Origin of the sequence: Nocardia transvalensis NBRC 15921 (assembly GCF_000308875.1) — a bacterium.
In the GTDB taxonomy this organism is placed as follows: Bacteria; Actinomycetota; Actinomycetes; order Mycobacteriales; family Mycobacteriaceae; genus Nocardia; species Nocardia transvalensis.
The window spans coordinates 132779-145489 of the sequence record NZ_BAGL01000070.1; the positions used below are offsets into that span (position 1 = coordinate 132779).

Consider the following 12711-nt stretch of genomic DNA (forward strand, 5'->3'; position numbering starts at 1 on the left):
ATCTCCGCGAGCCCCGGCGGCTGATTAAGTAAGGACATGGGTAAATCACGCGGCCCCACCCTTTGCATCACACCGCGTTTCGGGCACGCTATGACCATGTTTCGACCGCCGTTCATCGCCCGCGTCGCCGCCGGGGCCGCCGTGTACGCCATCGAGGAAACGCGCCGGCTACCCACGGCGGCAGTGAATTTCCCGATCACCGCCATCAGCCAGCTGCTGCAGACCACGATGCACGCGCAGCAGTTCGTGACCAGCCTCGCTCTGAAGGGCGACGCCGTCTTCGACCGCCTGGCCAATCGCCCCGTCGAGCAGCCCGAATGGGCGACCTTCGACGAGGACACCGAGTTCGAGCACACCCCCGGCAATGCCGCGGACCTCGCCCGGGTGAGCGCGTTCGATCGCTATTTCGACCCCGAGCCGCCGGCCGCGGAACCCGAACCCGCGCCCGTTGCGTCCGAACCGGAAGCCGCCGCGGCCGGACTCGAGGCCGCCGTCGCCGGATCCACCCCCGCCCCGGACGAATCCGATACGGCCGCAAAGGCTTCCGGCAACGGCGCGGTCGAGGTCACCGAGCCCGAGGTCGCGACCCGCTACGACTACACCAATATGACGCTGGCCCAGCTCCGCGCCCGCCTGCGCATGCTGACCGTCGACGACCTCGCCGCCCTGCTCGAGTACGAGCAGCAGACCCGCGACCGGGCGCCGTTCGTGACCATGCTGGCGAACCGGATCGCCACCGTGCAGGCGAAGTGACGGAGGCCCGATCCGGCGCCCCGGCCGGCCGCTCGGAGAACTCGGCCGAGCAGCCGTGGCCGGTGCGCTCCATCGCCGTCAAGGTGGCGCAGTGGATCGACCGCCTCGGCAGCGTCTGGGTGGAGGGCCAGATCACGCAGATCTCGCTGCGTCCGGGCGCCCGGACCGCGTTCCTGGTGCTGCGCGATCCGGCCGCCGATATGTCGCTGTCGGTGACCTGCGATCCGCAGCTGCTGCGCGGCTCCCCGGTGCCGCTGCAGGAGGGCAGCCGGGTCGTGGTGTACGGCAAGCTCTCGTACTTCACCGGCCGCGGCTCGATCTCGTTGCGCATCACCGAGATTCGCCCCGTCGGCGTCGGCGAACTCCTCGCCCGCATCGAGCGGCTGAAGGCGCTGCTGTCCGCCGAGGGCCTGTTCGACCCGCGCCTGAAGCGCCCGATCCCGTTCCTGCCCCGGGCGGTCGGCCTCATCACCGGCCGGGCCAGCGCCGCGGAACACGACGTGCTGACGGTGGCCCGGCAGCGCTGGCCCGCGGTCCGGTTCGAGGTCCGCAACACCGCGGTGCAGGGGCCGACGGCCGTGCCGCAGATCCTCGACGCCTTGACCGAACTCGACCGGGATCCCGAGATCGAGGTCATCGTGCTGGCCCGCGGCGGCGGCAGCGTCGAGGACCTGCTGCCGTTCTCCGACGAGACGCTGTGCCGCGCCATCGTGGCCGCGACCACCCCGATCGTCAGCGCGATCGGCCACGAACCCGACAACCCGATCTCCGATCACGTCGCCGACCTGCGTGCTGCCACCCCGACCGACGCCGCCAAGCGCGTCGTCCCCGATGCCGCCGCCGAACTGGCGCTGATCCGCGAGTTGCGGGAGCGGTCCGCGGCGGCCCTGCGCGGCTGGGTCGAGCGCGAGTCCCGCGCGCTGGCCCAGGTGCGCTCCCGGCCGGTGCTGGCCGAACCCCTGCGCCTGCTGGAACAGCGGCACGAGGAGATCGAGCGCCTGCGCCTGGCCGCCCGCCGCGCCGTCGACCGCGGCCTGGACAACCAGTCGACCACCGTCCGGCACCTACGCGACAAGCTCACCGCCGTCGGCCCCGCCGCCACCATGGCCCGCGGATACGCTGTGGTGCAACGGGTTACGGGCCAGGAGCGCCAGGTGATCCGCACCGTGGCCGACTCCCCGCCCGGCACCCAGCTGCGCATCCGGGTCGCCGACGGGGCGATCAGCGCGGCCGCGCTCGGCAGTCAGGAACTGGGTGGCACCCCGAGCAGGAAGGACACCGGCACATGACCGACAACGACCTCGCCGAGATCGCGACATTCGGCTACGAACGCGCCCGCGACGAACTGGTCAACGTCGTGAAGATGCTGGAACAGGGCGGAATGGACCTCGACGACTCGCTGACGCTGTGGGAGCGCGGCGAGGCGCTGGCGACCCGCTGCGAGGAACACCTCGCCGGGGCCCGCAAGCGCGTCGAGGACGCGCTGTCCCGCCGCGAAGAGGAGTGAGCATGGACATCCGTCGCGTGGTGCCGGATCTGCGGCCCGCCGATATGGAACGCACGCGCGCGTTCTACCGGCAGCTCGGCTTCGAGGAGGTGATGGATCTCGGCTGGATCGTCACTCTCGCTTCGCCCTCCAATCCGACGGCCCAGATCCTCCTGATCGGCGCGAATGCCGAGGGGCCGCAACCGGATATCAGCGTCGAGGTCGACGACGTGGACGCCGCGCACGACACGATGGCCGCCGCCGGGGCCGAGATCGTCTACACGCTGCGCGACGAACCGTGGGGCGTGCGAAGGTTTTTCGTGCGCGATCCGGACGGCACCGTGGTGAACGTCGTCAGCCACCGCTAGCTCAGCATGCGCACCAGGCGGTCGTGCACGGTCCGCCACAGCTCGGGGCCGAGATCGTGCTCGGCCAGCATCTCGAGCATCCGCACCATCTGAATGGCCCGGACCCGGGGCACCAGGCCGGGCTCGCGGGGACTGATGCCCACGCCGTCCAGGAAGGCGGGCCAGGCCGCGGTGAATACGGCCGGTCCGGCGAAGCTCACCGACCACGCCCACCACGCCACGTCGTACAGCGGATCGGCCATCCGCACGGATTCGAAATCCAGCAGCCCCGTGACCGAGGTGTCCTCGACGAGCACGTTCACCGGCGCGAAATCGCCGTGCGCGAGCACCGAGGGGCGGCCGTCGAACAGGGCCGGAAGATCGTCGAGCACATCCTCCAGCGTCTCGCTCTGCGCGGCGGACAGTGCGGGCGAGAGGCATTCGGCCCACGCGTCGGCGCGCGCCCGGAGGTACCGGGGGCGTGCCCAGGAGTCGTCGAGGTCCAGCTCCTCGAAATCCAGGTCGTCGCCCGACAATTCGGAGAAATCGGCCAGCAGGGCCCCCATCGACCAGGCCACCAGCGGGAACCGCGGATTGTCCAGTCCGGTGTCCGGGACGGGGACGCCGGGTAGGGCGTCGTACACGATCCACGGCGGCTCCGCGTCCAGGTCCGAACCTCGGACCGAGGGAATCGCAATACCCTTGTCGGCGGCCGGTTTCCGCAGGGCGTCCATGATGCGCACGCGCCGCTCGGCATCGGCTCTTCTGCGGTAACGCTGCAGGACCACGCGGGTATCGTCGGCGAGGGTCACCATATCGGTGCGATCCTGAGAACCCCATTCTGCCGGTACCGCACCGCTGATCGGCTGCCCCACCGTCTGTTCGAGCCAGCCGATGTCCGTGCGTTCCACTTGCTTGAGGTTAGCGGGACCACCCGCTGACACGCCACGAAACGGCGGGGCCGATCGACCGGACGCTTCGGCCTGGGTACCTTGTGACACATGCAGCCGGGTACCACATTTCCGGTCCGCGCTAACCGCGCGACGGCGATCGTGATCCGGTGACTACGGCGATACCGGTTGCGCCACACCGACGGCGCCCGCCAGCGCCTTGTAGGCGTCCTGGTTGCCCGCGCCCTTGACCAGCGCGCGGACCGAACCGAGGTCGGTGATCCACGCGGGTTCGCTGCCCTCGACGTGATAGACCGTCCAGGTGTGGTCGCCGATCTGCTGGGTGCCGCCGCGGGTGCGCGAGCCCAGGACGTGGTTGGCGAGCGCGTCGGCCGTGGCGTCGGTCTGGCTCAGTTGCATATAGGTGCCCTGCGGAGTGATGTAACCGACAGTGCTCACCGCTCCCCCGCCCGCTCCGGTCACGGTGTCGCGGCTGCCGGAGTTCGGCGTCCAGTCCCCCGGCAGGCCGGGATCGCGGATCGGGAACGGCAGGGTGTGCGCATCTGTCCGCAGGGCGGCGTGCACGTCGAAATCCGGGATCTTCCCCGGTGTCGGCCCGTTCGCCGAGAAGCTGCACTGGCTGGCGATGGCGGCGATGGCCACGCAGATCAGCACCAGCGGGATCAGCGACCAGAACAGATCCCTGTAGTCGTTCATGATCCGAGGCTTTTGGTACGACACTGTGTAATTGTGCCTCCGCTTCGCTCCGGCGGGGGACGCGGGCCGTCCTTACGGAAATGGAACAGCAGTACATGATTGGGGGAAACGGGCTGTCTGCGACAATTAGCGCGCAGCAGACAACTCGAGGAGGCACTCCCCATGACGGCACCCACGCCCGTACCCAGCCGCCGTGAGGCCCCGGATCGCAACCTCGCCCTGGAATTGGTCCGGGTGACCGAGGCCGGGGCGATGGCGGCGGGACGCTGGGTCGGCCGCGGCGACAAGGAGGGCGGCGACGGTGCCGCGGTGGACGCGATGCGCCAGCTCGTCTCCACGGTGTCCATGAGCGGCGTGGTCGTGATCGGCGAGGGCGAGAAGGACGAGGCGCCCATGCTGTACAACGGCGAGGCGGTCGGCGACGGCACGGGGCCCGAGGTCGACTTCGCGGTCGATCCGATCGACGGCACCACGCTGATGTCGAAGGGCTCGCCCGGCGCGATCTCGGTGCTGGCGGTGGCCGAGCGCGGCGCGATGTTCGACCCGTCGGCGGTGTTCTACATGGACAAGATCGCCGTCGGCCCGGAGGCCGCCGACGTCATCGACCTGTCGGTCCCGATCGCGGAGAACCTGCGCCGGGTCGCGAAGGCCAAGAACTCCTCGGTGTCGGATCTCACCGTCTGCGTCCTGGACCGGCCCCGGCACGCGCGCCACATCCAGGAGGTACGCGACGCGGGCGCCCGCATCCGGCTGATCTCCGACGGTGACGTGGCCGGCGCCATCGCCACCGCCCGCCCCGATTCCGGCACCGACGTGCTGATCGGCGTGGGCGGCACCCCCGAGGGCATCATCGCTGCGGCCGCGTTGCGCTGTATGGGCGGCGCGTTGCAGGGCAAGCTGGCCCCGAAGGACGACGAGGAGCGCCAGAAGGCCATCGACGCGGGCCACGACCTGGATCGTGTCCTGTCGACCGAGGATCTGGTCTCCGGTGAGAACGTCTTCTTCTGCGCGACCGGCGTCACCGACGGCGACCTGCTGCGCGGCGTGCGGTACTTCAGCGGCGGCGCCTCCACCCAGTCCATCGTGATGCGGTCGAAGTCGGGCACGGTGCGCATGATCGACGCGTACCACCGCCTCACCAAGCTGCGCGAATACGCCTCGGTCGACTTCTCCGGCGACGAGCACGCCGTCCCGCCCATGCCCTGACCCGCATGCCGCTCGACGGCGACTGGTTCGCCGTATTGACGCGCGTGGCCCGGGAGGCCGGCGCCGAGGGTGTTCCCGAGGTGCTGTCCGACCGGGCCGACGGGCCGGTCGTCCGCCTGGGCGAGGTGGTTGCCAAGGCCCACGCCACCGACACCGACATCCCCGCCCTGCGAACCCGGGTGGCCATAGCCGCCGATCCCCGCCTCCGGACCGTCCTCCTGCCACCCATCCCGATCGGCGACGACCTCCTCCGCCTCTCCTCCGACCGCCCGATCACCCTGTGGCGCTACGGCATCCCCGTCGACCCGGATACCCCCGAAGCCGCCCCGTGGGAAGAGGCCGCCGCCCTACTCGCCGAGCTGCACAGCATCTCGACACACAACCTCGGCCGAGCGTTGCCGAAAGCCGGTGGCCCGGAACGGGTACGGCATGCCATCGCCCGGCTGCGGTCGTCACCGCACGCGGATTCACCCGCCGCCGAGGTGATTCTTCGCGCCTACGACGCACTCCCCGACCTCGAACCCAGTCCCGATTCCCCAACGCCCCCGTCCTTCTTCCGGCATGCTTTTGGCCGGAATCCACCTGAACCAGCGATGGATCCCGGCCAAAAGCATGCCGGGAAAAGGAAGATGCCGGAGTCGGATCAGGCCGGGAAAACATTGGCGCATGGGGACTTTCACCTCGGGCAGCTGGTCAGGGTGCCGAATTCCGGTGGTGCGGGTGAGAACCCCTGGCGGCTGATCGATGTGGACGATCTGGGGTGGGGTGATCCGGTGTGGGATCTGGCGCGGCCTGCGGGGTTCTTCGCGGCGGGGGTTCTGGATCCGGTTGCGTGGCAGCGGTTTCTGGGGGCGTACCGGGCGTGCGGCGGGCCCGCGGTGCCGGGCGACGGTGCGGAGTGGGGGGTGCTGGACGGGCCGGCGCGGGCGCTCGTGGTGCAGGCGGCCGCGCGGGCCGTGGCGAAAGGGCGGGTGCTCGACGATCTCGACGTCGCTCTGATCGATGCGTGCTCGCGCATGACGGCGCTCACGTATGGTGGGTGACGCATAGGGCGCGGGCCGAATTCGCGCCGCGGAGGCAGGGAGTATTCGGCCATGCAATGCCCGAAATGTCACGGTTTCATGCAGACCTTCAACCGCAACGGTGTGCAGATCGAGCAGTGCACCAACTGCCGGGGAATCTTCCTGGACTACGGCGAGCTGGAGCACCTGACCAACTTCGGGGCCGCCTACGGCGCGCCGCCGCCCCCGGGCGCCGCTCCCGCATGGGGCGCCCCGCACTACGGCCACGGGCACGGCCATCACCACAAGCGCGGCTTCGGAAAGATGCTGTTCTCGTCCTGATTCGAGCGGCCGCGTGTGCGGAAGCCCTCACGCGTGGCGGCCCACTCCGGCCGGACGCGGGCATAGGGTCGGAAGTATGAGCGACGACCAGACGCAGTACCGCATCGAACACGACACCATGGGCGAGGTCCGCGTTCCGGTGAACGCGCTGTGGCGCGCGCAGACGCAGCGTGCGGTCGAGAACTTCCCGATCAGCGGCCGCGGCCTCGAGCGCGCCCAGATCCGCGCGCTCGGCCTGCTGAAGGCCGCCTGCGCGACGGTGAACAAGGATCTGGGCCTGCTCGACGCCGCCAAGGCCGATGCCATCGTCGCCGCCGCCACCGAGATCGCCGACGGCCGCCACGACGACCAGTTCCCGATCGACGTCTTCCAGACCGGGTCCGGCACCAGCTCCAACATGAACGCCAACGAGGTCATCGCGAGCCTGTCGGCGGGCAGCGGGATCACCGTGCACCCCAACGACGACGTCAACATGTCGCAGTCCTCCAACGACACCTTCCCCACCGCGACGCATCTGGCCGCCACCGAGGCCGTGGTGAAGGATCTGATCCCGGCCCTCGACCACCTGCGGCTGCGGCTGCTGGACAAGGCGACCGAGTGGCGCACGGTGGTGAAGTCCGGCCGCACCCACCTGATGGACGCGGTGCCGGTGACGCTGGGCCAGGAGTTCGGCGGTTACACCCGCCAGGTCGAGGCCGGGATGGAGCGCCTGTTCGCGACGCTGCCGCGGCTGGGCGAGCTGCCGATCGGCGGCACGGCCGTCGGCACCGGGCTCAACGCACCCGCCGGTTTCGGCACGAAGGTCGTCGCGGAGTTGCGGAAGTCGACCGGACTCGACGAACTGTCCGAGGCGCGTGACCATTTCGAGGCGCAGGCCGCCCGCGACGGCCTGGTGGAGGTGTCCGGCGCGCTGCGAACGATCGCCGTCAGCCTCACCAAGATCGCCAACGATATCCGCTGGATGGGTTCGGGCCCGCTGACCGGCCTGGGCGAGATCCAACTCCCGGATCTGCAGCCGGGCTCCTCGATCATGCCCGGCAAGGTGAATCCGGTGCTGCCCGAGGCGGTGACGCAGGTGGCCGCGCAGGTGATCGGCAACGACGCCGCGACGGCGTGGGGCGGCGGCAACGGCGCCTTCGAATTGAACGTCTACATCCCGATGATGGCGCGCAATGTGCTCGAATCGATTCGCCTGCTCGCCAATGTGTCCCGGCTGTTCGCCGACAAGTGCGTCGCCGGCCTGACCGCCGATGTCGAGCGCCTGCGCCGGCTGGCCGAATCCTCGCCGTCGATCGTCACGCCGCTGAATTCCGCGATCGGTTACGAGGAGGCGGCCGCGGTGGCGAAGGAAGCGCTGAAGGAGCACAAGACTATTCGGCAGACGGTCGTCGATCGCGGGCTCATCGGCGAGAAATTGTCCGAAGCCGAATTGGACCGCCGACTGGATGTGCTGTCGATGGCGAAAGTGGACGACGAGAATTAACAGACGAGTGCGCGGGCACGACATTCCGTCGTGCCCGCGCACATTTCGGCCTCAGAGGCCGATTACACCCAGCAACCCACCGAAGGCCGCGAGGCCCACTGCGATGAGCGCGGAAACCGCTGCGATGAGCATCGATCTCTCCTAACGCTGACGTCCGCCGACCGGCGAACAGTGGTCTATTTTCCGGCACCCGAGCTGGGGGTCCGGCGCGGGCACACCTCAGACGCCGACCAACCCTCTCAGGAAGCCGTAGAAACCCGCTCCGAAGTCCAGAAGTGCGCTGACGATGTCGAGAACCATGAGGTTTTCCTTTCTTGCCACCACTCAATGAGCAGATACTGGCTAATCGCAGGCAACCTGTGGTCTGTTTCACATCGTTGCGAACTTTTTCTACACTCGCCGGTCAGCGGCACGTCGACTGCTCGGCGGCGAACCGGCTTGGATAATCCTGCAGCTCGATATCGTTCTTGGCCGACTCGGCATATTTCAGCATCATGTCGAAACCGCGCGATTTCAGGAACCGATTGCGAAGGTGGATCCCGTATCCCCGCTTGGGGGCTAGGAAACGGCCCGGACTCGCATCGTCGGTCTTGCGCGAGTAGCGCTTCATGATGTCCTCGTAGCGCTCGAATGCCACGGCATGGTCGCCACCGGCCAGCGCCAGCTCACCGGCGAGGACGTAGGCGCCGACGACCGCCAGCCCGGTACCGAATCCGGCGAGGGTGTGACCGTAGGCGGAATCGCCGACGAGCGCGATCCGGCCCCGCACGAAATGCTTCATCGAGACCTTGCTGATCGAGTCGAGGTAGAAGCCGTCCAGGCCGGGCAGTTCGACCAGCATGCGCGGCACCTCCCAGCCCATACCGGCGAACTTCTCCGCCACGATGCGCCGCTGGGCGTCGATGTCGTCGCGCCCGTAGTCCAGTTCCGGCGACGCGAACATGTACAGCTGGGCGGCCTTCGAACCACCGGTCATCGCGAGCAGCCCCGGGGCGTTGCAACCGAACGAGCGCGCCCGCTCCCGCGACCCCTCCGGCATATCCTCCCAGTGCGAGGCGCCCGCGATCGCGTAGTAGTACCCCGAGTGCCGGACGAATTCCTTCTCCGGTCCGAAGGCCAGCCGCCGCACCCGCGAATGGATGCCGTCGCAGCCGACGACCAGATCGAAGGTGCGGGCAGGGGCGTGCTCGAACTCGACGTGCACGCCGTCGGCGGTCTCGGTCAGCGCGGTGACCGTATCGCCGAAGAGGTATTCGCACTCGCCGGCCGTCCGCTGGTAGAGCACCTCGGCCAGGTCGCCGCGCAGGATCTCGATATCCCCGCCGATGAAATCGCCCGGCAGGACGGCCTTTTCGCGGCCGTCCTCGTCGACGAAGACCCAGTCGGTCTTGCCCGTCTGCCGCCGCTGGATGTCGGCGAGCACATCGCCCATCCGCTCGAGCACCGTCATATGGGTCTCGCCGGTGAAGTCGATCGCCTGGCCGCCCGGGCGCAGGCCCGGAGCCTTCTCGACGACCGTGACCCGGAAGCCGTAGCGGTGCAGCCAGTAGGCGAGAGCCGGGCCGGCGACGCTGGCGCCGGAGACGAGAACGGTGGTGTTGCGCATGGCGGTGACTCCTCGAGTTAACTGCGTCCGACGGACGCTGTTGATGTTTATCAGCGTATGCTGGACGCAGATTCACGTCAAGTCGTTCTTTCGGGAAGGATGAGGAGCATGTCGGCACCGACCACCCTCGAACTGCTGTGGGGCGCCCCGCAGCGGCCCAAGCGCGGGCCCAAGCCCTCCCTGACGCTGGAGCGGATCGTCAGCGAGGCGGTGGGCCTGGCCGATGCCGAGGGTCTGGCCAACCTGTCGATGCAGCGGCTGGCCGAGCGGCTGGGCTGCGCGAAGATGGCGCTGTACCGCTACGTGCCGGGCAAGGCCGAACTCACCGCGCTGATGCTGGATACGGCGTTGGGCACGCCGCCGCCGGCCGCGCCGACGCCACTGCCGCATCCCGATGCCTGGCGCGATCACCTACGGATGTGGGCCGAGACCGTCTTCGACCGGATGCGCGCCCACCCCTGGTCGCTGGAGCTGGCCGGCGGCATCCGCCCGATGGGGCCCAACGAGATCGGCTGGCTGGAGAGCGCGCTGACAGGGCTGTCCGGATCGGGCCTCACCGGTCCCGAACGGCTCGATACGGTCGTGCTGCTGCTCGGCCACGCCCGCGGCCTGGTCCAGGTGACACGCGCGGCCGACGAGGACCTGGAATCCCGCCTCGGCGAGGAGATCGCCACGGTCATGGCGGCGCACGCCGACCGCTATCCGGAGGTGGTCGCGGCCTTCGCCGAGCAGGCGACCGGCCCCGAATCGGCCCGCGACAACGCCCTGCGTTTCGGCATCGATCGAATTCTGGACGGCGTCGCGGCGCTCATGTCCACCCGCTGACCGACCGAACGGCTTACAGTCGGACCATGTCCGAGCTACCCGAGCTACAGCAGGATGCGATCACCACGGTGCGCGAATTCTTCGCGGCGCTGGAAATGGGCGCGGTCGAGGAGGCCCTGGGCCTCCTCGATCCCGGCATCGTCTGGAAGAACACCTCACTCCCCGACGTCCGCGGCATCGGCCGCGTCGGCGGGCTGCTGCGGGGGTTGGACCGGCCGTCGTTCGGATTCCGCGCCGATATGAACCACATCGCGGCGGAGTCCACCGGCTCCCCCATCGAGGAGGGCAGCACGGTCCTCACCGAGCGCGTCGACTACCTGCGCGCCGGTCCGGTGGAGATCGCCTTCTGGGTGTGCGGCACCTTCGAGATCGTGGACGGCCGCATCACCCTGTGGCACGACCACTTCTCCTGGGAGAACTTCCTGCGCGGCACCGCCGCAGGCCTCTGGCGAGCCATCCGCCGCTGAGGCCCTGGCCCGGTGTCAGCCCTGCAGGTGGGACAGCTCCCCGCGGGCCGCTTCACCCTCGGCGCCGAAGTTGGTGCGAGAGAAGACGTTCCAGCGGTCGAGCAGGGGCTTGAAGACGAGTTCCCCCTCGCGGGCCGGATCGTAGACGCCCGCCTCGGCGAGGGCCTCGGTGCTGTTGCGGCCACCCGGCAGTTCGACCTCAGGGACGCGGAAGTCGGCGATCCGGTCGGCGATGGCCCGCATCGTCTGGTCCGGGGCCAGGTCGAGGGCGGCGGCGACCAGGTTGGCGAAGAAGACCGCCTGCAACTCGTCGTCGGCGGCGATGCGCTCGGCGATCGCGGTGACGAGCGGATTCTCCTGCAGCGCGGCGATATTCCGGTGGCGGATCGCGGCGGCCTGCTCCTCGAACGCACACGCGGCGAGCACGTCCAGCAGGTGCAGGGCGGGGCGGCGGAAGCCGGCGGTCATATGCGCCATCCGCATCCGCTCCAGCTCCACCGGATCCACCGCACGCTTCACCATCAGGTAGTTGCGGATGAGGATCTCGTGCCGGTTCTCCTCGGCGGTCCACCGGCCGACCCAGCGCCACCAGGGGCCGGTGCGCAGGTACTTGCCCAACTCGCGGTGGTAGGAGGGCAGGTTGTCGGCGATCAGGACGCTGACGGTCAGCGCGGTCCGCGCCACGTCGCTCAGCTCGGATTGGTCCTGCTCCCAATCGATTCCGCCGAGGAAGGCGAAGTTGCGGCCGTCGGCCCACGGCACGTACTCGTGCGGCTGCCAGCCGTCCGCCGCGGCCGTGTGCCGGCGCAGGTTCTCTTCCACCTCGAACGCGAGGGATTCCAGCAGCTCACGGTCGGTCAACAGAGTTTGCACCCCGACAACCTACCGATTCGACGGCCGGAATGGGGAATGTACCGGCAACACGCAGACAATCCACAGCAACGGCCCCGGAAACCTTAGGAGGTCTCCGGGGCCGCGCTCGAGGGGTTGCTACTTCTCCGTCACCGTGGTCTTGCGGTCCACGGAGGTCCAGCTGATGGTGCCGCCGGTGAAATCGCTCTCCTTGCCGCCGGCGATGTCCTTCTCGTCGGTGGTCGGGTAGCCCAGCTTGCTGTTGACGCCGCCGCTGTTCTCCCACTCCTGGCGGATGTCGCCCCACACCACGTGCGAGCCGGTCTTCTCGCTCGAGCAGATCAGGCCGGCGGTGAACTCCTGGCACGAGCCGCCGTCGGGCCCGCTCACCGCGGCGCCCGTCGGCTCGCCGAGCGCACCGGACGCCCCGCCCATCTCCGTGTACTTCGCGAGAACCGCGCCGGACACGGTGACCTCGCCGTTCTGCGTGGCGATCTTGGTCTCGGTCGCGGCGCCGCTCGCGCCGGTCTCGCCACCCATCGCGTGTTCCGAGGTCATACCGGCCATGGTGGTGGTCGTCGAGGCGGAGGAACTGTCGGAATCGTTGTTGTCGTCGTTGCTGCAGGCGGTGAACAGGAAGGTCGCCGCCGCGAAGGTCATCGTGCAGGCAGCCGTGCGTCGAGCGAAGTGGTGCATGTCCATCCTCTCGAAAATGGTTGCCGGTGGCGCCACTACG

15 protein-coding genes are annotated in these 12711 nt (G+C 69.1%); 10 read left to right on the top strand and 5 right to left on the bottom strand.

What is annotated here, in order from left to right; all coding sequences use genetic code 11:
• Window positions 1-96 precede the first annotated feature (96 nt).
• From ON41_RS26120 to ON41_RS26135, 4 genes are read left to right on the top strand one after another with little or no spacing between them, the layout of a single operon-like run.
• A complete protein-coding gene (locus ON41_RS26120) occupies window positions 97-753 on the top strand; it encodes a lipid droplet-associated protein (RefSeq protein ID WP_040750520.1) in 657 nt (218 codons plus the stop codon).
• Complete coding sequence (gene xseA, locus ON41_RS26125; protein ID WP_040750426.1) at window positions 750-2042, top strand: exodeoxyribonuclease VII large subunit; 1293 nt, start codon at window positions 750-752, stop codon at window positions 2040-2042. Before ON41_RS26120 ends, xseA begins: the two co-directional genes overlap by 4 nt.
• A complete protein-coding gene (locus ON41_RS26130; protein WP_040750427.1) occupies window positions 2039-2260 on the top strand; it encodes an exodeoxyribonuclease VII small subunit in 222 nt (73 codons plus the stop codon). Before xseA ends, ON41_RS26130 begins: the two co-directional genes overlap by 4 nt.
• A 2-nt stretch (window positions 2261-2262) precedes the next feature.
• Window positions 2263-2607 carry a VOC family protein gene (locus ON41_RS26135; protein WP_040750428.1) on the top strand — a complete coding sequence of 115 codons (345 nt, stop codon included), beginning with the start codon at window positions 2263-2265 and terminating at the stop codon, window positions 2605-2607.
• Here ON41_RS26135 and ON41_RS26140 read toward each other — a convergent pair.
• Both ON41_RS26140 and ON41_RS26145 read right to left on the bottom strand, forming a co-directional pair.
• Window positions 2604-3497: a phosphotransferase family protein gene (locus ON41_RS26140; RefSeq protein ID WP_040750429.1), complete on the bottom strand. Its 894-nt coding sequence runs from the start codon at window positions 3495-3497 to the stop codon at window positions 2604-2606. The two genes, ON41_RS26135 and ON41_RS26140, sit on opposite strands and share 4 nt — an antisense overlap.
• Before the next feature lie 153 nt (window positions 3498-3650).
• A complete protein-coding gene (locus ON41_RS26145) occupies window positions 3651-4193 on the bottom strand; it encodes a DUF4245 domain-containing protein (RefSeq protein ID WP_051162495.1) in 543 nt (180 codons plus the stop codon).
• 162 nt (window positions 4194-4355) lie between these two features.
• On the opposite strand from ON41_RS26145, the gene glpX reads away from it, so the two are divergent.
• The 4 genes from glpX (at window position 4356) to ON41_RS26165 (ending at window position 8225) form a co-directional block, all read left to right on the top strand.
• Window positions 4356-5399, top strand: a complete 1044-nt coding sequence (gene glpX / locus ON41_RS26150; RefSeq protein ID WP_040750432.1) for a class II fructose-bisphosphatase — start codon at window positions 4356-4358, stop codon at window positions 5397-5399.
• A gap of 5 nt (window positions 5400-5404) precedes the next feature.
• Entirely contained in the window at window positions 5405-6442 is a 1038-nt protein-coding gene (locus ON41_RS26155; RefSeq protein ID WP_040750433.1) for a phosphotransferase family protein, read from the top strand.
• Window positions 6443-6493: 51 nt separating this feature from the next.
• Window positions 6494-6742, top strand: a complete 249-nt coding sequence (locus ON41_RS26160; protein WP_083905645.1) for a TFIIB-type zinc ribbon-containing protein — start codon at window positions 6494-6496, stop codon at window positions 6740-6742.
• Between the two features lie 76 nt (window positions 6743-6818).
• On the top strand, window positions 6819-8225 hold the full coding sequence (locus tag ON41_RS26165; RefSeq protein ID WP_040750435.1) for a class II fumarate hydratase: 1407 nt from the start codon (window positions 6819-6821) through the stop codon (window positions 8223-8225).
• Between the two features lie 403 nt (window positions 8226-8628).
• Here ON41_RS26165 and ON41_RS26170 read toward each other — a convergent pair whose 3' ends face one another.
• The gene (locus ON41_RS26170) at window positions 8629-9831 is read right to left on the bottom strand and encodes an FAD-dependent monooxygenase (RefSeq protein WP_040750436.1); all 1203 of its coding nucleotides are present in this window, start codon (window positions 9829-9831) and stop codon (window positions 8629-8631) included.
• A 108-nt stretch (window positions 9832-9939) separates the two neighbouring features.
• Here ON41_RS26170 and ON41_RS26175 point away from each other — a divergent pair, with 108 nt between their 5' ends.
• Together ON41_RS26175 and ON41_RS26180 are read left to right on the top strand one after the other, a co-directional pair.
• Entirely contained in the window at window positions 9940-10656 is a 717-nt protein-coding gene (locus ON41_RS26175; protein WP_040750437.1) for a TetR/AcrR family transcriptional regulator, read from the top strand.
• A 26-nt stretch (window positions 10657-10682) separates the two neighbouring features.
• Complete coding sequence (locus ON41_RS26180; protein WP_040750439.1) at window positions 10683-11123, top strand: limonene-1,2-epoxide hydrolase family protein; 441 nt, start codon at window positions 10683-10685, stop codon at window positions 11121-11123.
• 15 nt (window positions 11124-11138) lie between these two features.
• Here the strand turns inward: ON41_RS26180 and ON41_RS26185 are convergent, their stop codons facing one another.
• The gene (locus tag ON41_RS26185; protein ID WP_040750440.1) at window positions 11139-11996 is read right to left on the bottom strand and encodes an acyl-ACP desaturase; all 858 of its coding nucleotides are present in this window, start codon (window positions 11994-11996) and stop codon (window positions 11139-11141) included.
• A 117-nt stretch (window positions 11997-12113) separates the two neighbouring features.
• Complete coding sequence (locus tag ON41_RS26190; RefSeq protein WP_040750521.1) at window positions 12114-12671, bottom strand: LGFP repeat-containing protein; 558 nt, start codon at window positions 12669-12671, stop codon at window positions 12114-12116.
• Window positions 12672-12711: the final 40 nt, after the last annotated feature.